General features: G+C 70.2%; 19 protein-coding genes. 12 read left to right on the top strand and 7 right to left on the bottom strand.

From position 1 onward, the window contains the following. Positions 1 to 127 precede the first annotated feature (127 nt). A complete protein-coding gene (locus ACIREE_RS00550; RefSeq protein ID WP_404144463.1) occupies positions 128 to 727 on the bottom strand; it encodes a TetR/AcrR family transcriptional regulator in 600 nt (199 codons plus the stop codon). Positions 728 to 786: 59 nt separating this feature from the next. Between ACIREE_RS00550 and ACIREE_RS00545 the strand changes: the two genes are divergently transcribed. Then, positions 787 to 2,352 (top strand): FAD-dependent monooxygenase, encoded by a 1,566-nt coding sequence (locus ACIREE_RS00545; protein WP_404144462.1) that lies wholly within the window; start codon positions 787 to 789, stop codon positions 2,350 to 2,352. A gap of 37 nt (positions 2,353 to 2,389) precedes the next feature. Here ACIREE_RS00545 and ACIREE_RS00540 read toward each other — a convergent pair whose 3' ends face one another. From ACIREE_RS00540 to ACIREE_RS00525, 4 genes are all read right to left on the bottom strand, one after another. After that, positions 2,390 to 2,947, bottom strand: coding sequence for a hypothetical protein (locus ACIREE_RS00540; RefSeq protein ID WP_404144460.1), 558 nt, complete (start codon positions 2,945 to 2,947; stop codon positions 2,390 to 2,392). A 90-nt stretch (positions 2,948 to 3,037) separates the two neighbouring features. After that, positions 3,038 to 3,550: a hypothetical protein gene (locus tag ACIREE_RS00535; protein WP_404144459.1), complete on the bottom strand. Its 513-nt coding sequence runs from the start codon at positions 3,548 to 3,550 to the stop codon at positions 3,038 to 3,040. A gap of 104 nt (positions 3,551 to 3,654) precedes the next feature. Continuing rightward, complete coding sequence (locus ACIREE_RS00530) at positions 3,655 to 4,485, bottom strand: DUF4328 domain-containing protein (RefSeq protein ID WP_404144458.1); 831 nt, start codon at positions 4,483 to 4,485, stop codon at positions 3,655 to 3,657. A 124-nt stretch (positions 4,486 to 4,609) separates the two neighbouring features. Then, entirely contained in the window at positions 4,610 to 6,205 is a 1,596-nt protein-coding gene (locus tag ACIREE_RS00525; RefSeq protein WP_404144456.1) for a glycoside hydrolase family 20 protein, read from the bottom strand. A 213-nt stretch (positions 6,206 to 6,418) separates the two neighbouring features. On the opposite strand from ACIREE_RS00525, the gene ACIREE_RS00520 reads away from it, so the two are divergent. From ACIREE_RS00520 to ACIREE_RS00470, 11 genes are all read left to right on the top strand, one after another. Further along, entirely contained in the window at positions 6,419 to 7,075 is a 657-nt protein-coding gene (locus ACIREE_RS00520) for a 2-oxo-4-hydroxy-4-carboxy-5-ureidoimidazoline decarboxylase (protein ID WP_404145277.1), read from the top strand. Positions 7,076 to 7,224: 149 nt separating this feature from the next. Continuing rightward, positions 7,225 to 7,605: a succinate dehydrogenase, cytochrome b556 subunit gene (gene sdhC / locus ACIREE_RS00515; protein WP_100594758.1), complete on the top strand. Its 381-nt coding sequence runs from the start codon at positions 7,225 to 7,227 to the stop codon at positions 7,603 to 7,605. An 8-nt stretch (positions 7,606 to 7,613) separates the two neighbouring features. Continuing rightward, complete coding sequence (locus ACIREE_RS00510) at positions 7,614 to 8,099, top strand: succinate dehydrogenase hydrophobic membrane anchor subunit (RefSeq protein ID WP_404144454.1); 486 nt, start codon at positions 7,614 to 7,616, stop codon at positions 8,097 to 8,099. A 19-nt stretch (positions 8,100 to 8,118) separates the two neighbouring features. Beyond that, on the top strand, positions 8,119 to 9,873 hold the full coding sequence (sdhA, locus tag ACIREE_RS00505) for a succinate dehydrogenase flavoprotein subunit (RefSeq protein ID WP_404144452.1): 1,755 nt from the start codon (positions 8,119 to 8,121) through the stop codon (positions 9,871 to 9,873). Then, the gene (locus ACIREE_RS00500) at positions 9,873 to 10,649 is read left to right on the top strand and encodes a succinate dehydrogenase iron-sulfur subunit (protein ID WP_404144450.1); all 777 of its coding nucleotides are present in this window, start codon (positions 9,873 to 9,875) and stop codon (positions 10,647 to 10,649) included. Before sdhA ends, ACIREE_RS00500 begins: the two co-directional genes overlap by 1 nt. 209 nt (positions 10,650 to 10,858) lie before the next feature. Beyond that, positions 10,859 to 11,701, top strand: a complete 843-nt coding sequence (locus ACIREE_RS00495) for an SMP-30/gluconolactonase/LRE family protein (RefSeq protein ID WP_404145275.1) — start codon at positions 10,859 to 10,861, stop codon at positions 11,699 to 11,701. A 44-nt stretch (positions 11,702 to 11,745) separates the two neighbouring features. Then, positions 11,746 to 12,147 (top strand): VOC family protein, encoded by a 402-nt coding sequence (locus tag ACIREE_RS00490; protein WP_404144449.1) that lies wholly within the window; start codon positions 11,746 to 11,748, stop codon positions 12,145 to 12,147. A gap of 146 nt (positions 12,148 to 12,293) precedes the next feature. Then, positions 12,294 to 12,701 carry a hypothetical protein gene (locus ACIREE_RS00485; protein WP_404144447.1) on the top strand — a complete coding sequence of 136 codons (408 nt, stop codon included), beginning with the start codon at positions 12,294 to 12,296 and terminating at the stop codon, positions 12,699 to 12,701. Beyond that, positions 12,698 to 13,261 (top strand): thiol-disulfide oxidoreductase DCC family protein, encoded by a 564-nt coding sequence (locus tag ACIREE_RS00480; RefSeq protein ID WP_404144445.1) that lies wholly within the window; start codon positions 12,698 to 12,700, stop codon positions 13,259 to 13,261. The genes ACIREE_RS00485 and ACIREE_RS00480 overlap by 4 nt, the downstream gene beginning before the upstream one ends. Before the next feature lie 420 nt (positions 13,262 to 13,681). Continuing rightward, positions 13,682 to 14,311, top strand: coding sequence for a TetR family transcriptional regulator (locus ACIREE_RS00475; RefSeq protein ID WP_404145273.1), 630 nt, complete (start codon positions 13,682 to 13,684; stop codon positions 14,309 to 14,311). A 74-nt stretch (positions 14,312 to 14,385) separates the two neighbouring features. After that, a complete protein-coding gene (locus ACIREE_RS00470; RefSeq protein ID WP_404144444.1) occupies positions 14,386 to 15,591 on the top strand; it encodes a D-alanyl-D-alanine carboxypeptidase family protein in 1,206 nt (401 codons plus the stop codon). A 143-nt stretch (positions 15,592 to 15,734) separates the two neighbouring features. Here the strand turns inward: ACIREE_RS00470 and ACIREE_RS00465 are convergent, their stop codons facing one another. Beyond that, positions 15,735 to 16,133 carry an ATP-binding protein gene (locus ACIREE_RS00465; RefSeq protein WP_404144442.1) on the bottom strand — a complete coding sequence of 133 codons (399 nt, stop codon included), beginning with the start codon at positions 16,131 to 16,133 and terminating at the stop codon, positions 15,735 to 15,737. Between the two features lie 104 nt (positions 16,134 to 16,237). Next, positions 16,238 to 17,791, bottom strand: coding sequence for an ABC transporter substrate-binding protein (locus ACIREE_RS00460; RefSeq protein WP_404144441.1), 1,554 nt, complete (start codon positions 17,789 to 17,791; stop codon positions 16,238 to 16,240). Positions 17,792 to 17,821 lie beyond the last annotated feature (30 nt).

Genomic DNA, 17,821 nt, shown 5'->3' with positions numbered 1-17,821 from the left:
AGTGGATCCGTGCAAGTGCAGTGGATCCGTGCAAGTGCAGTGGATCCGTGCAAGTGCAGTGGATCCGTGCAAGTGCAGTGGATCCGTGCAAGTGCAGGTGAGGGCCGTGGGGGCCGATCAGTGCCGATCAGTGCCCCACGGCCCTTTCCAGTGCGTCGAACACCTCGCCGATCATCGCCCGGTGCCCCGCGACGACGTCCTCGGCCGCCTCCCCCGCCAACTGCCGCCCCGCCGCGGTCGCGTACAGCGTCCGCCATCCGGCGACCGTGAGCGCCGCGGCCAGACGCGGGCTCGGGGTACCGGCCCGCTCCAACAGCGGCACCAGCGCGTCCTCGATCTCCTCCAGCGCCTCCCGGGCCCGCGCGCGCAGCGCGGGCGAGTCCAGGACGACGCGCCAGAACCAGACGAACGAGTCGCCGATCGCGCCGAACGGGTGCCCCTGGTCCACGAGTTGCAGCAGTACGCGGCGCAGCGCCGCGAGCGGCGACTCGTCCGCCGCGCGGCCCTCGACGGCCTGCGTCACCAGCAGCACGGCCTCCGGGATGCGGTCGAGGAGCAGGTCCTCCTTGCGCGAGAAGTGATTGAAGACCGTCATCGTCGAGACCTCGGCGGCGCGCGCCACGTCGGCGACGGTCACGGCGTCGAAGCCGCGCTCCTTGAACAGCACGGTCGCCGTGTCCGCGATGCGCTGCCGCGTCTGGGCCTTCTTCCGTTCCCGCAGATTCATACCCCGCAGCATAAAGCTCGCTATATCCACTTCAAACTTATAGTGACTATAGTCAAACTATGGACATGCAGCAGGCAGGCAGGGACGTGGACGTACTCATATGCGGCGGCGGGCCCACCGGGCTCATGCTCGCCTGCGAGGTGAGGCTCGGCGGCGCGACGGTCGCCGTCCTGGAGCGCCTCACCGAGGTCGACACCACCATCAAGGCGGGCTCGGTCAACTCGCCCGGTGCGGAGGCCCTTTACCGGCGCGGCTTCCACCCCGCGCTCGAAACGGTGCAGCGGGCCGCGATGGAGCGCTTCCGCGCCTTCCTGAGCGAGCGCGGCGACGACGCGCGGGACGCGCCGCTGAAGGTGCCGCCCAAGTTCGCCGCGCACTTCGCCGGGATCCCGCTCGACGGGCAGCTGCTCGACGCGGACGACCCGGAGTTCGCCGACAAGGGGCCCGCGGCCACCATCGGCCTGATCGGCCAGGCCCAGCTGGAGGGAGTGCTGGAAAAACGCGCCGCGGAACTCGGCGTACTGACTTACCGCGGCCGGGAGTTGACGTCCTATCAGCAGCAGGACGAAGGGGTGGCCGTCCGCACATCCGACGGCGCGACCCTCCGGGCCCGCTGGCTCGTCGGCTGCGACGGCGGACGCAGCCTCGTGCGCAAGCTCGCCGGGTTCGACTTCCCCGGCACGCCGCCGGAGATCACCGGCCACCAGGCGCTCGCCGAGATGACCGGCACCGAGGCTCTGAAGCCGGGCTGGAACACCACCGACGCCGGTATCTACGCGCACGGCCCGATACCCGGCCGTATCCTCACGGTCGAGTTCGACGGACCGCCCGACGACCGTCAATCCCCGGTCACGGCAGAGGAGTTGACGGCGAGCGTACGCAACGTCAGCGGCGCCGACGTCACCGTCACCGCCGTCCGCTCCGCGACCCGCTTCACCGACAACGCCCGCCAGGCCACGACCTACCGCAAGGGCCGGGTGCTGCTCGCGGGCGACGCGGCGCACGTCCACTCACCGTTCGGCGGGCAGGGCCTCAACCTCGGCCTCGGCGACGCCATGAACCTCGGCTGGAAGCTGGCGGCGACCGTCCGCGGCACAGCGCCCGACGGGCTCCTCGACACCTACACCGCCGAGCGCCACCCGATCGGCGCCTGGGTCCTCGAATGGACCCGCGCGCAGGTCGCCGTGATGCGGCCCGACGGCCACGCCCGCGCGCTGCGCACGGTCGTCAAGGACCTGACCCGCACCGTCGACGGCACGACGTATTTCACGAAGCGGATCTCGGGCGTCTGGCAGCGCTACGACCTGCCCGGCGCCGTCGGTCATCCGCTGGTCGGCCGCAGCGCCCCGGACCTCGAACTCGCGGACGGCACCCGGCTCGCCGACCACCTGCACACCGGCCGCGCCCTGCTCCTGGACCTGGCCGACTCCGGGGCCGTCAGGGAGTGCGCGGCCGGATACGGCGCGGACCGCCTCCTCGTCCGTACGACGACGAACGCGACGCACCCGGAACTGGCGGCCCTCTTCGTGCGCCCCGACGGGTACGTGGCATGGGCGGCGGACACCGGCGCGGCCGAGGACGGCCTCGGGGAGTCGCTGGCCCGCTGGCTCGGCCGCCCCGCGTGAACCGGCAGGCGGCCCGTCGCCACCGGGCCGCCCGAGGTCAGGCCCGGCTGCGGGCCCGCCGCGACACCACGGCCCGCACCACCCGGCGGCCTTCCGTCGACACGTCCAGGGCCTCGCGCAGCCCGCCCGCGCCGTTGTCACCGAGCGTGTGCAGAACGCGTGACTGGCGCTCCAGTTCGGCCGCGACCAGCGGGGACATTCCCTCGGTGCGCCCCTCCCGCAGGGCCGCCACACCGGCCGCCGGATCCCCGGCCCCGTCGAGCATCCGGTGCACCCGCAGCGCGGCCACCGAGCAGGCGTCGGCCCACTCGCGCCAGACGCCGGACTCCCATGTGTCCGGCGCCGCCTCCAGCATCCGGCGCGTCCACTCCGCGGCCTCTCCCGGCGCGGCGCCGTCACGCAACGCGTCCCGCGCCGCCGTGAGCCGCTCGTCCCAGCCCGCGCCGTCCTCGGCGAGGCACGTCCACAGCGGGCGCAGCACCTCGTCACCGGCCGGGTCGGCACCGAGCAGCGGCACACACCGGTCGAAGCAGCCGAGGGCGCTCGCGGCGAGCGCCCGCCGGTCGGCCCGCGCGATCGATTCCACCAGGTTCATGGCCGTACGCCTCCCCCACCCGGAGCCGCCACTTCCCCGTGGGGCTTCTGGACTTACTGCGCCGCGCCACCCACAAACGTCACATCTCCTTCACCGCGCCACCACACCGAGGCGGTCCAGGAACCGGAAGAACAGCTCCTCCGCCGACGGCTGTGCCGCCGCCCGCAGCACGTCGGAGAGCGGCTTCGCCGCCACCGTCCGCCCGCACTCGGCGGCCCACGCGACCGCCCGGTCCGCCGCATCCGCCGCCGGCAGGAAGTAGTCCTCAAGGGACCGCTCGTCCCCGCCGATGAACCCGGTCATCGCGGTGCGCCCCAGACACGTCGTCCACGCCCCGCTCTGCGGCGCCGCCGCCTCGACGACGGCGCAGCGGCTGTCCATGACGTACGCGAACAGGGCCGGCGAACCGGTCTCCGCGGCCAGGGAGTTCATGCTGCCGACGTCCCGCGGCGGTCCGTCGCCGCCACCCGGGCACTCCCACACCTGCCACTGCCCGGCCCGCTCCTCCAGCAGCGTCAGCTCGTCCCGTACGCCGCTCAAGGCCTCAAGTTCCTTCAGCGGGCGCGCGCTGCTGGCCACCACGTAATAGCCCCAGTAGCCCATGTCCGTGCCCCCGTCCCGATGTTCTTCGCGGCTCGGGCCGAATAGACCACAGCAGTACGCGCTTTCGCCACCGAAAACGCCAACTACCCGGCTGCCGCGGCCAGTCAGGGGCCGACCGACACCTTCCGGTTCTGCAGCCGGGTCAGGGACCGGACGAAGACGATCGCGGCGACGGCGCTCGCGATGTCGAGCACGTCAGCGGCGATCACCCCCGCCGTCGCCGACTTGAGCTCGGAAAGGGTCTCGGCCCGGTCGTAGGCGTTGCCCGTGAACCGCCCCACGAGCAGGTTCGTCAGCCAGAGGAACCACCACACGTCGACCGTTCCGGCCCACCCCGGTCTGTCGGACAGCTCCAGGTCGTCGGCGCTCGCGTGCCAGGTGTCGAGCGCGATCCGGCGCGGGAACCAGAAGCAGACGACCGGCACGAAGAATCCGAAGATCGCCCATGCGCGATCCCTGGTCTGCCCGGACGGCGCGAAGACCACGGCGTTGTCGCGCACGCGCAGGAACCAGGCGATGAAACCGATCGCGGTGGCCACCAGCGAGATCAGCTGGGCCCTGCCCGCGAGGGCGTACAGGTCGTCCAGGCGCCCCGCCTTCTCCTCGTCGAACCCGGACCAGTCGCCGTCCACGAGGTCGGCCGCGAACCGGTACTCGGCGAACCCGGCCGCCACGGCGCCCAGATCGATCACGATGACGAGGCCGAGCAGCGCGACGGCGACCGTGGCGAGCCGGTTCGGCGACTTCAGCAGCGCCCACCGGGCCGTCGGATCGAACGGCGCGGACGGCAACGGCGGCGGCAACGGTGCGTCCGCCGCCCCGGCCGGCCCGACGCCCGGCGCGGCCGTCAGCGTCCCGAACGCCTCGTCCGCGCAGCGCGCGCACAGCCCGTCCTCGACCAGCGCGTTGTTCTTCCCGCATTTCTTGCACAGCACAGCCGCGCACCCTCCCCAGGGAACCACCGCGGATGTTCCGGCCCCCCGGCCGCGCGGCCAGCGGAACATACGGCCCGCAGGCCCCCGCTGTCCATTCGTCTTCGCAGGTCAGCCGGTCAGCAGCTCAGCCGGACAGTCGGCCCGCCAGCGCGACGAACTGGGACCACGTCAGCTCCGGCTCCTCCGGGTCCCACAGCTTCTGCACGGTCGCCCGCAGCGGCATCCGCACGCCCTGCGCTACCTGGGCCGCGGTCTGCGACTGCGCGAGGTCGCACCAGACGGCGAAGGTGCCGCCGAGGATCTGGTCGTCGTACTTCGCGGGCACGGCCGTCGTGCCGCGCACGACGCGCGGCGTCCAGCTCTCGTAAATGCGCTGACCCGTCGGGTACTTGAAGGTGTTGGGCTGGCCGAGGACGTAATACAGGAACTCGTCGTTGTAGTTGGTCAGCTTCCGCCCGTCGCTCAGGTACGAGACCGGCTCGCGCGCCCCGATCTCCTTGCCGGTCCAGTACGCGACCTCGAGGTCCTTGTCGGCTTCCACGACACCGTCCGGGTAGAAGCCGTCGTTCCACGCCTTCAGCTTCCGGTCGAAGGGGGCCATGGTCTTCGCCCGGTCGTTGAGCCAGCCCTGCGCGAGGTCCTGCACGCCCGCGTCCGCCCCGTACTTCTGCCGCGCGGCGGCGGCGAGCTGCGGGTAGGAGGCCTCCGGGTCCTTGACCGTCAGCGCCCGGTACTCGTCGGCGCCCAGGTGCCAGTACGCGCCCTTGAACAGACCCGCGTACTCCTTCAGCAGATCATCCACGATCTTCGCGGAGCCCGGCTTGGAGATGTCGACGGCACCGCGCTGCGCCACACCGTTCGCGTCACGCAACTGAAGATCGGGGTGGGCCTTGATGACGGTGCCCAGGTGCCCCGGCGAGTCGATCTCCGGCACGACCGCCACATGCCGCTCGGCGGCAAGGGACAGGATCTCCCGCACCTGCTTCTTGCTCAGACGGTCGGCGGAGACGATCTCCGGATGCGAGTCGGACTCGATCCGGAACGCCTGGTCGTCGGAGAAGTGCAGCCCCAGCTGATTGAACTTCAGATCCCCGATCTCCCGGATCCGGTCCTTGATCCAGTCGGCCGTGAAGTGCTTGCGCGCGATATCGATCATGAACCCGCGCTGCGGCTTGGCGGGTTCGTCCGCGACGACCCCCTCGGGCACGGTGGCGCCGCCGTGCGCCTCCTGCTTGAGGGTGCGCGTGCCGTAGAACACGCCGGTCCCGCTCGGTCCGACGATGCGCACGCGCCCGTCCCGCACGGTCATCCGGTACGACTCCTGGTTCGCGCGGCGCGCCCCGCCGAGCGCCAGCTCGACATCCCCGGACCCGGCCTCGGCGTCCTCGCCGCCGTACGCGAGCCCCAACTCGTCCGCGATCAGTCGCCCCTCGTCGGCCAGGCCCTTGTCCCGCACGACGACCCGGCCGCCGCCCGGCTTCCAGCCGGGGCCGTGCGCCGGAGTGAAATCACGCACCGCGGGGATCGTGCGCGGGCGCGTCGACAACGGGTACGACCGGCTGGGCGACGGCGCCGCCGACGACGTGCCCGTCTTCCCGTCGGAGGGCGCCTGCCCCGAGGAACTGCCACCACCGCCCGGCCACAGCACGGCCGCCACTGCGACGGCGCCCACCACGACGACCCCGCCTCCGGCCAACAGAGCCTTCCGCTCTCGCTCCACGTGCGCCTCCGCTCACGATCACGATCATGTCTTCGCCGACCGTAACCGGCGCCCCTCAGGGGCGCGGGGAACCGAGCGACCGGCCCCGACGAGTCGGCACCCGCGAACAGTGCGCGGCCCGCGACGGCGCAAAGGCACCAAAGTCCACCTCGCACCCCCAAACTCTCCCGTCCGAGTGAAATTCGCGCATCCGTATGACACTCGCAATCAGCCATCGCTACCGTTACGGCACAAACACCGCACGCCCCCCATCCGTCCCGCCGGAGGCATCCGCTGGCCGCGCACCGCGCCCCTCACGTTCCTGGCCGTCTGCCGATACCGGCACAGGCCGCCGCGCCGAGGGGACTCACCTACTTCAACGCGCTGCCGCAGGACGCCGCAGAGGACGCGCTGCGCACCTGCTGCGGCAGCCGCGCCTGGGCGCACCGGCTCGCCGCGCACCGCCCGTACCCGAACCTCGACGCGCTGCTCGCCGCGGCCGACGAGGCGGCGTACGACCTCAATCCCGGCGACACCGCCGAGGCCCTGGCCTGCGAAGAGCTGCCGCGTCTGTCGGCCGCCGCCTACTCGGCCGCATACACCGCGCTCGCCGCGGCGCACGGCGTGTACGAGGCCCGCTTCGGGTACGCGTTCGTCATCTGCCTGGACGACATCGCCCCGGGCGAGGCCCTCGACCACCTGCTCGCCGGGCTCCGCGACCGCCTCGGCAACGACCAGGAGGAGGAGCGGGTACTCGCCGCGGAGGAGCTGCGCCGACTCGCCCGGGGCCGCATCACCCGTCTTGTCCGGAATCTGCCGCTCGCCCGTTCCGGGACCCCCGACACCGCACGACGGGACAGCATCGGCAATAGCCCGTACGTGCCTGTTTGATTGCCTGTTTGATCACACCAGTGGCCCCCGCGCGAAAGAGCCGACAACTCGTCGATACGATGACGAGCGGCCGGTGGACCGTACCCGGCCGGGCCCGTCCGACACCGAAGCCGGCCGGCCCCTAGTCCCCGCTCCCGGAGGGTTCTTCCGTGCCGGCTGGAACGCTGTACCGCGGCCGGGAAGGCATGTGGTCGTGGGTGGCTCATCGAGTCACCGGTGTCCTCATTTTCTTCTTCCTGTTCGTACATGTCCTGGACACCGCTCTCGTCCGCGTCTCTCCGGAGTCGTACGACGACGTCGTTTCCACTTACAAGACGCCGATCGTCGCGCTCCTTGAGTACGGCCTCGTCGCTGCCATCCTCTTCCACGCGCTCAACGGGCTGCGTGTCATCGCCGTCGACTTCTGGTCGAAGGGCCCGCGCTACCAGAAGCAGATGCTCTGGACCGTCGTGGGCATCTGGGTCGTCCTGATGGTCGGGGCTCTGTACCCCGTCCTCGGCCACGCCGTCCGTGAACTCTTCGGGAGCTGAGGCCAGACATGTCTGCTGACACCACCCCCGCTCCGTCCGGCGTCGGGCCCGTCGAGGGCGTCTCGCTCTACGACGCCGACAACCCGGCCCCCACCATCGAGGCGCCGCGCAAGCGCACCTCGAAGACCGGCAAGGGCAGCCGCGGCAACTTCGAGATGGTCGCGTGGCTCTTCATGCGGCTGTCCGGCGTCGTCCTGGTCGTTCTCGTCCTCGGCCACCTGCTGATCCAGCTCGTCCTCGACGGCGGCGTCTCCAAGATCGGCTTCGCGTTCGTCGCGGGCCGCTGGGCGTCCCCGTTCTGGCAGGGCTGGGACCTGCTGATGCTGTGGCTCGCGATGCTGCACGGCGCCAACGGCCTGCGCACGGTCATCAACGACTACGCAGAGCGCCCCAACACCCGCCTGTGGTTGAAGGGCCTGCTGTACGCCGCGACGGTCTTCACCGTTCTGCTGGGCACGCTGGTGATCTTCACCTTCGACCCGAACATCCGTTAAAGCCGAGGCGAGCGAACCCGTGAAGATTCACAAGTACGACACCGTCATCGTCGGCGCCGGTGGCGCGGGCATGCGCGCGGCCATCGAGTCGACCAAGCGCAGCCGCACCGCCGTGCTGACCAAGCTCTACCCCACCCGCTCCCACACGGGCGCCGCGCAGGGCGGCATGGCCGCCGCGCTGGCCAACGTGGAGGAGGACAACTGGGAGTGGCACACCTTCGACACGATCAAGGGCGGCGACTACCTGGTCGACCAGGACGCCGCCGAGATCCTGGCGAAGGAGGCCATCGACTCGGTCCTCGACCTGGAGAAGATGGGCCTGCCGTTCAACCGCACGCCGGACGGCACCATCGACCAGCGCCGCTTCGGCGGTCACTCCCGTAACCACGGTGAGGCGCCGGTCCGCCGGTCCTGCTACGCCGCGGACCGCACGGGCCACATGATCCTTCAGACGCTGTACCAGAACTGCGTGAAGGAGGGCGTGGAGTTCTTCAACGAGTTCTACGTCCTGGACCAGCTGATCGTCGAGGAAGACGGCGTCAAGAAGTCCGCCGGTGTGGTCGCCTACGAGCTGGCCACCGGTGAGATCCACGTCTTCCAGGCGAAGTCGGTCATCTACGCCTCGGGCGGCACCGGCAAGTTCTTCAAGGTGACGTCGAACGCGCACACCCTGACCGGCGACGGCCAGGCCGCCTGCTACCGGCGCGGACTGCCGCTGGAGGACATGGAGTTCTTCCAGTTCCACCCGACCGGCATCTGGCGCATGGGCATCCTCCTTACGGAAGGCGCCCGTGGTGAGGGCGGCATCCTCCGTAACAAGGACGGCGAGCGCTTCATGGAGAAGTACGCGCCGGTCATGAAGGACCTCGCGTCCCGTGACGTCGTCTCGCGCTCCATCTACACGGAGATCCGCGAAGGCCGCGGCTGCGGCCCCGAGGGCGACCACGTCTACCTCGACCTGACGCACCTTCCGCCGGAGCAGCTGGACGCCAAGCTCCCGGACATCACCGAGTTCGCGCGCACGTACCTCGGCATCGAGCCCTACACGGACCCGATCCCGATCCAGCCGACCGCGCACTACGCCATGGGCGGCATCCCGACCAACGTCCAGGGTGAGGTCCTCGCGGACAACACCACCGTCGTCCCGGGTCTGTACGCGGCGGGCGAGGTGGCCTGCGTCTCGGTGCACGGCGCCAACCGCCTGGGCACCAACTCGCTGCTCGACATCAACGTCTTCGGCAAGCGCGCGGGCATCGCCGCCGCCGAGTACTCCCACACGGCCCAGTTCCTGGAGCTCCCGGAGGACCCGGCGTCGCTGGTCGTCGCGCAGGTCGAGCGCCTGCGCAACGCGACGGGCACCGAGCGCGTCGCGGTCCTGCGCAACGAGCTGCAGGAGTGCATGGACGCCAACGTGATGGTGTTCCGCACCGAGCAGACGATCAAGACGGCCGTCGAGAAGATCGCCGAGCTGCGCGAGCGTTACCTGAACGTATCGATCCAGGACAAGGGCAAGCGGTTCAACACCGACCTCCTGGAGGCCATCGAGCTGGGCAACCTGCTCGACCTGGCCGAGGTCATGGCCACCTCCGCGCTGGCCCGCAAGGAGTCCCGCGGCGGCCACTACCGCGAGGACTTCCCGAACCGCGACGACGTCAACTTCATGCGCCACACCATGGCGTACCGCGAGGTCGGCGACGACGGCTCCGAGTCCATCCGTCTGGACTACAAGCCGGTCGTCCAGACCCGCTACCAGCCGATGGAGCGTAAGTACTGATGGCAACCCCGATCATGGACAAGGCGGAGGCGGCCGGCACGGCCGAGCCCGGGTTCGCCGACTCCCCGTACATCACGGTCACCTTCCGGATCCGCCGGTTCAACCCGGAGGTCTCGGCGGACTCGAGCTGGGTCGACTTCCAGCTGGAGATCGACCCGAAGGAGCGCGTCCTGGACGCCCTCCACAAGATCAAGTGGGAGCAGGACGGTTCGCTGACGTTCCGTCGCTCCTGCGCGCACGGCATCTGCGGTTCCGACGCGATGCGCATCAACGGCAAGAACCGCCTTGCCTGCAAGACGCTCATCAAGGACCTCAACCCCGAGAAGCCGATCACGGTCGAGGCCATCAAGGGCCTCACCGTGCTCAAGGACCTCGTGGTCGACATGGACCCGTTCTTCCAGGCGTACCGCGACGTCATGCCGTTCCTGGTCACCAAGGGCAACGAGCCGACGCGTGAGCGTCTGCAGACCGCCGAGGACCGCGAGCGCTTCGACGACACGACCAAGTGCATCCTGTGCGCGGCGTGCACGTCGTCCTGCCCGGTGTTCTGGAACGACGGCCAGTACTTCGGTCCTGCCGCCATCGTGAACGCCCACCGCTTCATCTTCGACTCGCGTGACGAGGCCGGGGATCAGCGCCTGGAGATCCTCAACGACCGTGACGGTGTGTGGCGTTGCCGCACGACCTTCAACTGCACGGACGCCTGCCCGCGTGGCATCGAGGTCACCAAGGCGATCCAGGAAGTGAAGCGCGCGCTGATCACGCGCCGCTACTGATTCCGGTCCCTGCGCCTGGTCTCTGAGGGCCCCGTTCCCCTGGTGGGAGCGGGGCCCTTGGCATGGCCGCGTACATTCGGTGCACCGTTCCCGGCCTTCGGAGGATGCCCGTGCCCGCGCAGACAGTCCCCGTGCAGACAGTCCCCGTTTCGTACGAGATCCTGGACGAGCGTTTCCGTACCGGCCTCTGTGCCGCCGGCGACCACTTCATGCAGGTCCTGCACAGCGAGGGCCGCTGGGTCGAAGGGCCCGTCTACCTGCCCGCCTGGCGTCAGCTCATCTGGAGCGACATCCCCAACGACCGGTTGCTGCGCTGGGACGAGACGAACGGTGTCGTCAGCGTCTTCCGGTCGCCGGCCGGGCACGTCAACTGCAACACCGTGGACCGCGAGGGGCGGCTGATCCACTGCGAGCAGGGCAACCGGCGCGTGACCCGGACCGAGCACGACGGCCGGATCACCGTGCTCGCCGACGCCTGGGAGGGCAAGCGGCTCAACAGCCCGAACGACGCCGTGGTGCGCTCGGACGGGTCGGTGTGGTTCTCCGACCCGGACTTCGGGATCACCAGCGACTACGAGGGATTCCGCGCCGAGTCCGAGATCGGCGCCAACAACGTCTACCGCGTCGACCCCGACAGCGGAGAGGTGCGGCTCGTCGCCGACGGCTTCGGGGCGCCGAACGGGCTCGTCTTCTCGCTCGACGAGAGCCAGTTGTACGTCTCCGACACCCGCTCCGGCGTCCTGCGCGTCTTCGACGTACGCGACGACGGGACCCTCTCCGACGGAAAGGTGTTCGCCGAGATGCGCGAGGGGCTCGGGCGGTTCGACAACATCCGGTTCGACGACCGGGGGCGCCTGTGGGCGGCGGCCATGGACGGCGGCGTGCACTGCTACGACCCGGACGGCACCCTGCTCGGCCGGCTGCTGACCCCCGAACCGGTCGCCAACATCGCGTTCGGCGGCGCCAAGAACAACCTCATGTTCCTCGCCGCGTCGACCTCGGTGTACTGCCTGATGACTGCGGTGACCGGGGCGCCACGCATTCACCGATGACCGTATATGCGGTGATTCACCCGATCCATGGCTAATCTGACGGTATGCCACTTGAGCTGGAGACCCTCGGCTTCGACAACGCCCTGCTCCCGGTCGGCGACCTGGCCGAGGCCGTCGCCTTCTACGAGCGCGCCGGGCTCCCCGTGAAGTTCCGTCTCGACGAGGCCGGCATCGCGCTGCTCTCGGTCGGCAAGGAGACGCCCGGCCTGCTGCTGCGCGCCGAGGAAGGGTACGGGCACCGGCCCCCGCCGTGGCCCGCGGCGCGGCTCTGGCTGGAAGTGCCCGACGCCCGCGCCGCGGCCCGCTCCCTGAGCGAGGCCGGCATCACCCCGCTCGACCCGCCCTTCTCCACCTCGACCGGGTACGTCGTCGAGATCGCCGACCCGTGGGGCAACGTCATCGGGTTCACCGACTACCTCAAGCGCCCGGAGCTGGCCCGGAATTGACCGTTCCGCCACCCGGCTGACACACCCCCCTTCACGCCTCCCCTGAGACCCCCGTCACGTACGACAACTCCCGCTTGAACGTGTTCAAAAACAGGGCTATCTTCATTCCTGTCAGCGTTTTTGAACGCGTTCAAGGAGGGTGGGGCATGGACCTCACAGTGGTCGCCTACGTCATCTATCTCGCCGTCAGCATCGGACTGACCATCTGGGTGGCACGCACCCTGAGCCGTAACGGCCGGGTCTTTCTCGCCGACGTGCTGCACGGGAACGAGAAGCTGGCCGATGCCGTCAACCATCTCCTGGTGGTCGGCTTCTATCTGGTGAACCTCGGGTTCGTCGCCCTCTATCTGAGCGGCGACGGGTCCATCGACAGCGCCCGCGGAGTCTTCGAGGCCCTGTCGACCAAGATCGGTGTCGTGCTGCTCGTCCTCGGTGTGATGCACCTGGGCAACGTCTATGTCCTCAACAAGATCCGGCGGCGCGGCGTCATGGAGCGTGAGCAGCAGCCGCCGGTCCCGCCGCAGGGATGGGCCGCTCCGGTGGCCGGGGCGTGACAGCGGTGGGAGTCACGGGGGAAGCGGACCGGGGCGCCCGGGGGGACGCCCCGGTCCGCCGGCTCACCGTCCTGTACGACGCGGAGTGCCCGCTGTGCACGTTCGTACGGAGCTGGTTGACCCGGCAGCGGCAGCTGGTGCCACTGGAGTTCATTGCCGCCGGGTCCGGCGAGGCGCGGGGGCGCTTCCCGGGGCTCGACCACGCCGCCACGCTCGGCGACATCACCGTCGTCGGGGACAGCGGGCAGATCTACCGCGGGCCCGCCGCGTGGATCGTGTGCATGTGGGCTCTGCGCGAGTACCGGGCCACGTCCCACCGGATGACCACGCCCGCCGGGATGAAAGTTGCCAAGCAGGTCGTGCTCGGCGCCGCGAAGTACCGGTCGGCGTATCGGGAGCGGCAGGCCGGAGGCGGGGCGTACCGGCGGGCGGACGGCTGGACGTACGACCCGCAGGGCGGCTGGTACTACAAGCCGCACGGGTATGGGGCGTACGGGCACGGGGGCACGCCCGGGGGCGGGACGGCTGCCTGTGACAGTGGTCGCCGCGGGGCCGATTAGGCTCTGATCGTGGCTACAGACAAGGCGGAGGCCAAGCCGGACGTCAAGGCGGACGTCAAGGCGGACGTCAAGGTGAAGAAGACCAAGGCGGACGCCGGGGCGGAGACCAAACCGGACGCCAGGGCGGAGGCCAAGGCGGACGCCAGGGCGGAGGCCAAGGCGGACGCCAGGGCGGAGGCCAAGGCGGACGCCAGGGCGGAGGCCAAGGCGGAGGCCAAGGCGGACGCCGGGGCAGCGACCAAGGCGGAGGCCGGGGCAGACGCCGGGGCAGCGACCAAGGCGGACGTCAGGGCGGAGGTCAAGGCCGAGACCAAGGGCGAGGCCAAGGGCGAGGCCAAGGGCGAGGCCAAGGGCGAGGCCAAGGGCGAGGCCAAGGGCGCCAAGAGTGAGCAGACGCGGGCGTTGATCCTGGAGACCGCGATGCGGCTGTTCCGGGAGCGGGGCTACGACAAGACGACGATGCGGGCCATCGCCCAGGAAGCCGGAGTCTCCGTCGGCAACGCGTACTACTACTTCGCGGGCAAGGAACACCTCATCCAGGGGTTCTACGACGGGATCGCCGCCGAGCACGAGGCGGCGGTCCGGTCCGTCCTCGACACGGAGACCGATCTGCAGGCGCGGCTCGCGGGGGTGCTGCGCGTGTGGCTGGAGATCGCCGAGCCGTACCACGAGTTCGCGGCCCAGTTCTTCAAGAACGCGGCCGACCCGGACTCGCCGCTCAGCCCGTTCTCCGCCGAGTCGGAGCCGGCCCGGGAAGCCTCGATCGCTCTGCACCGGGAAGTGCTCGCCGGGTCCAAGGCCAAGGTGCCCGCCGAACTCGCCGAGATCCTCCCGGAGTTGATGTGGCTGTCCCAGATGGGCCTCGTGCTCTACTGGGTCTTCGACAGCTCCGAGGGGCGCGAGCGCAGCCGGCGGCTCGCCGAGCGGGGAGCCCGGCTGACGACGCGGGGCGTGGCGCTCGCCCGGTTCCGGCTGCTGCGGCCGCTCGTGCTCGAGGTGCACGAACTGTTCATCGACTTCCTGCCGGGCATGACGCGGACCGGGTCGTAGCGCCGGTCCGGTCGCGGCATCGCCGGAAGGCCCCCTCTTACCTTTGCCTCAGCTCGGGCCGGTACCGTCACGGGATGCCCGGCACCACCGCATCCAGCGCATCCACCGCCTCCACCGCATCCTCGGGGATTCCGCAGTTCAGCCGCCGCAGCGCCCTAGGCATGGGCCTCGGTACTGCGGCCGCCCTCGCGCTGCCCGCACAGCGCGCGTCCGCCGCGACCACAGCGACCGCCGTCGGAGGCGCGCGGCTCGCCGCGTCCGGCGTGCAGGTACGGCGCGGCGCCGGGGCGCCCAAGCTGCCGAGACTCGCCGCGAAGGCGTGGCTGGTCGCCGACAACGACAGCGGTGAAGTGCTCGCCTCCTACCAGGCCCACCGCGCGCTGCCGCCCGCGTCGACGCTGAAGATGCTGTTCGCGGGCACGGTCCTGCCCACGTTCGGGCACGATCTGAAGCACCGGGTGACGGCCGAGGACCTGGCCGGGATCCCCGCGGGCTCCAGCCTCGTCGGCATCCAGGCCGGGACGACGTACACCGTCGATCAGCTGTGGCAGGGCGTCTTCCTGCGCTCCGGGAACGACGCGGTGCATGTGCTCGCCTCGATGTACGGCGGCGTCGACAAGACGGTCGCGGCGATGCAGGCCCGCGCCGACGATCTCCAGGCCGGTGACACCCACGTGGTCAGCCCGGACGGCTTCGACCACAAGGGCCAGGTCTCCTCGGCGTACGACCTCACCCTCTTCGCCCGCGCCGGGCTGAAGAACGCCGACTTCCGCGGATACTGCGCCACGAAGGTCGCCGACTTCCCGGCCGGCGGCGGCAAGACGTTCCAGATCCAGAACACCGACCGCCTGCTGACCGGCCAGGGCATCGCCGCGTACGAGGGCCTCATCGGCGTCAAGAACGGCTACACGTCGCATGCCGGCAACACCTTCACCGGCGCCGCGACCAGGAACGGCCGCACGCTCCTCGTCACCGTCATGCACCCCGCGCCCGGATACGAGGCGGTCTACCGGGAGACGGCCGCGCTCCTCGACTGGGGCTTCGCGGCGGGGACCAAGGTGAGCGCGGTCGGCGAACTGGTCACGCCGCTGAGCGAGCAGCCGAAGTCCTCCGCGTCACCCGCGGCGGGCGCCCCGGGCGCCTCTTCATCGGACCGGCCCACCGAACATACCGAGGGCTGGGCCCTGGGTGGTTCGGCGGCGATAGCGGCCCTCGCGGGAGGCAGCCTGTTCGCACTGCGCCGCCGCGGGAAGCCGTCGGGGCGGCGGCGGAGGGAATGACCGTGCGGGGGGGACGGTACCTAAAGGGCGTACGCGAAGGGCGTACGCGAAGGGCGTACGCGAAGGGCGTACGCGAAGGGCGTACGCGAAGGGCGTAGGCAAAGGGCAGGGGCAGGGGCAGGGCCCAATGCATCGGAGCGGGGTCAGGAACGCACCAGCGCCCAGACCGTCTTGCCGTAGCGCCCCCGATGCCACACGCCCCACGCCTCGGCGAGCGCGTCGACCAGGTGCAGGCCCCGGCCGTTCTCGTCCTCGGGTGCGCGCGGGGGCCTCATCTCGGGATCGGCCGTGGACTCGTCGGACACCTCGATGAAGCACGAGCCGTCCGCGAGCACCGTCACCGCGATCTCGAACTCCCGCTCACGTGCGGGCCCGTGCCGTACCGCGTTCGTCGCCAGTTCAGAGACCAGCAGTACGGCGGTGTCGAGCGCCTCGGCCGGGCCCGTATGACCCCAGACAGCCAGGTGATCGCGTACGCGCAGTCGCGCCACCCCCACCGACGCCGGGTGTCGGGGCAGTCTGAACGCACGGCGCCGCAACACACGTAGCCACCTCCTCCACATTGTGAACACAGGGTCGTCACCTACTGCAGCGTGAAGAGCACTGTGGGTGTCACTGCGCTCGCTTCCCCCACACCACTATTCGGTCATATCCAGTCGAGCCGCCAGAGCCGGAACACACCCGTACCATCCGACAGATATTGACCGCCCGTGATGTCCTCCGTGCTCAGCACGTACTCCTTGCGCTGCCACAGGGGGACGATCGGCACGTCATGGGCCACCAGTTGCTGCAGCCTGCGAAAGTCCTTAAGTGTGCGGCTGCGGTCCTCGTACTGTTGACTCGCCACGATCAACTCGTCCACGGATTTGCTGCTGTACCCGTTATGCATGCCCGACCCGGTGCGCACGAGCTGCGCCGTGAACGTGTCCGGATCTGGGAAGTCGGGCAACCAGCCCACCGCGTACGCGTCCAGCCGTCCCGCCGTGTATTGCTTCTGGAACTTCGCCCAGTCGTAGTACTTGGTGGTCACCTCGAACAGCTTCGACCGCTCCAACTGCCGTTTGATCTCCGCCGCTTCGGCCTTCGACGCTGCGCCACGCGAGTACGCGAACTCGAACCGGACCGGCGTCGTCACCCCCGCCCCGCGCAGCAGCTCACGCGCCCGCGTGGGGTCCGGTTTCGGATAGGTGTCGAAGAACGCGGTCGTGTGACCGGTGATGCCTCGCGGGACCACGGAGAACAGCGAGTCGACGGTCCCCTTGTACACCGACGCGACCAGCTCGTCCCGGTCGACGAGGGACGCGAGCGCCTGCCGCACCGCCCGATCGTGCAGCGGCCTTCCGACGCGGACGTTCAGCACGAGGTTGCGGGTCTCCGCGCCGTCGACCTCGGTCAGCCGCTGCTTCGCATCGCCTGTGGACAGGGACGCGAGCAGCGACGGCGGCAGCTGGCGCGCCGCGACATCGACAGCGCGGCGCTTCCAGGCGGACTCCAGCGCGGCAGAGTCCTTGTAGTAGCGCAGCGTGGTGGCGTGGCCGGGGACCGCCGCGGCGCCCCGGTAACGGGAGTTGGGCACGAGCACCGCCCGGCTGCCCGGCTCGAACGTCTTCAGGCTGTACGGGCCCGTGCCGTCCACGCCGGTGCCGCCGCGCAGCGCGTCCGCCGGGTAGACATTGCGGTCGACGATGGACCCGGCGCCCGTGGCGACCTTGAACGGGAAGGTGGCGTCGGGCGAGGAGAGATGGAACGTGACCGTACGGCCCCGCGCCTCGACGATGCCGAGCGTGTCGAACAGTGAGGCCGGGCCGACCCGCGCCTGGATCTTCCTGACCCGGTCGAAGGAGTACTTCACGTCCTGCGCGGTCATCACCCGGCCGCTCGGGAACCGGATGCCCTCGCGCACCTCGCAGCGGTACGTACGCAGTCCCGCGCCCACGAAACGGCAGCTGCGCGCGGCATCCGGCACGGGCGTGGTGCCGCCCGCGTCGAAGGTCAGCAGCGACTGGAACACATTGCTGTACAACGCCCACGACCCCGCGTCGTACGCACCCGCCGGATCGAGCGAGGTGATGACGTCCGTCGTGCCGACCGTGACCGTCCGGCCCGGATCGTCCTTGTCCGGCAGCAGCTGCCAGCCGACCACCCCTGCCGCGACAAGCACGATGAGCGTCACGATGATCCGCATGCGAACCGAGCGCATTCGGCGTCCCTCCCCCCGTCACTCCCCAGT

It is taken from the genome of Streptomyces sp. NPDC102467 (assembly GCF_044765445.1).
Taxonomy (GTDB): domain Bacteria; phylum Actinomycetota; class Actinomycetes; order Streptomycetales; family Streptomycetaceae; genus Streptomyces.
Note: the sequence above shows the minus strand (reverse complement) of the source record. Positions and strands in the feature narration are given on the sequence as shown.

What these genes read in the sequence shown, in the direction of transcription:
- ACIREE_RS00550 (WP_404144463.1), bottom strand. Translation starts at nt 727, where the DNA reads ATGAATCTGCGGGAACGGAAGAAGGCCCAGACGCGGCAGCGCATCGCG.
- ACIREE_RS00545 (WP_404144462.1), top strand. Translation starts at nt 787, where the DNA reads ATGGACATGCAGCAGGCAGGCAGGGACGTGGACGTACTCATATGCGGC.
- ACIREE_RS00540 (WP_404144460.1), bottom strand. Translation starts at nt 2,947, where the DNA reads ATGAACCTGGTGGAATCGATCGCGCGGGCCGACCGGCGGGCGCTCGCC.
- ACIREE_RS00535 (WP_404144459.1), bottom strand. Translation starts at nt 3,550, where the DNA reads ATGGGCTACTGGGGCTATTACGTGGTGGCCAGCAGCGCGCGCCCGCTG.
- ACIREE_RS00510 (WP_404144454.1), top strand. Translation starts at nt 7,614, where the DNA reads ATGTCTGCTGACACCACCCCCGCTCCGTCCGGCGTCGGGCCCGTCGAG.
- ACIREE_RS00500 (WP_404144450.1), top strand. Translation starts at nt 9,873, where the DNA reads ATGGCAACCCCGATCATGGACAAGGCGGAGGCGGCCGGCACGGCCGAG.
- ACIREE_RS00495 (WP_404145275.1), top strand. Translation starts at nt 10,859, where the DNA reads ATGCAGGTCCTGCACAGCGAGGGCCGCTGGGTCGAAGGGCCCGTCTAC.
- ACIREE_RS00490 (WP_404144449.1), top strand. Translation starts at nt 11,746, where the DNA reads ATGCCACTTGAGCTGGAGACCCTCGGCTTCGACAACGCCCTGCTCCCG.
- ACIREE_RS00485 (WP_404144447.1), top strand. Translation starts at nt 12,294, where the DNA reads ATGGACCTCACAGTGGTCGCCTACGTCATCTATCTCGCCGTCAGCATC.
- ACIREE_RS00475 (WP_404145273.1), top strand. Translation starts at nt 13,682, where the DNA reads ATGCGGCTGTTCCGGGAGCGGGGCTACGACAAGACGACGATGCGGGCC.
- ACIREE_RS00470 (WP_404144444.1), top strand. Translation starts at nt 14,386, where the DNA reads ATGCCCGGCACCACCGCATCCAGCGCATCCACCGCCTCCACCGCATCC.
- ACIREE_RS00460 (WP_404144441.1), bottom strand. Translation starts at nt 17,791, where the DNA reads ATGCGCTCGGTTCGCATGCGGATCATCGTGACGCTCATCGTGCTTGTC.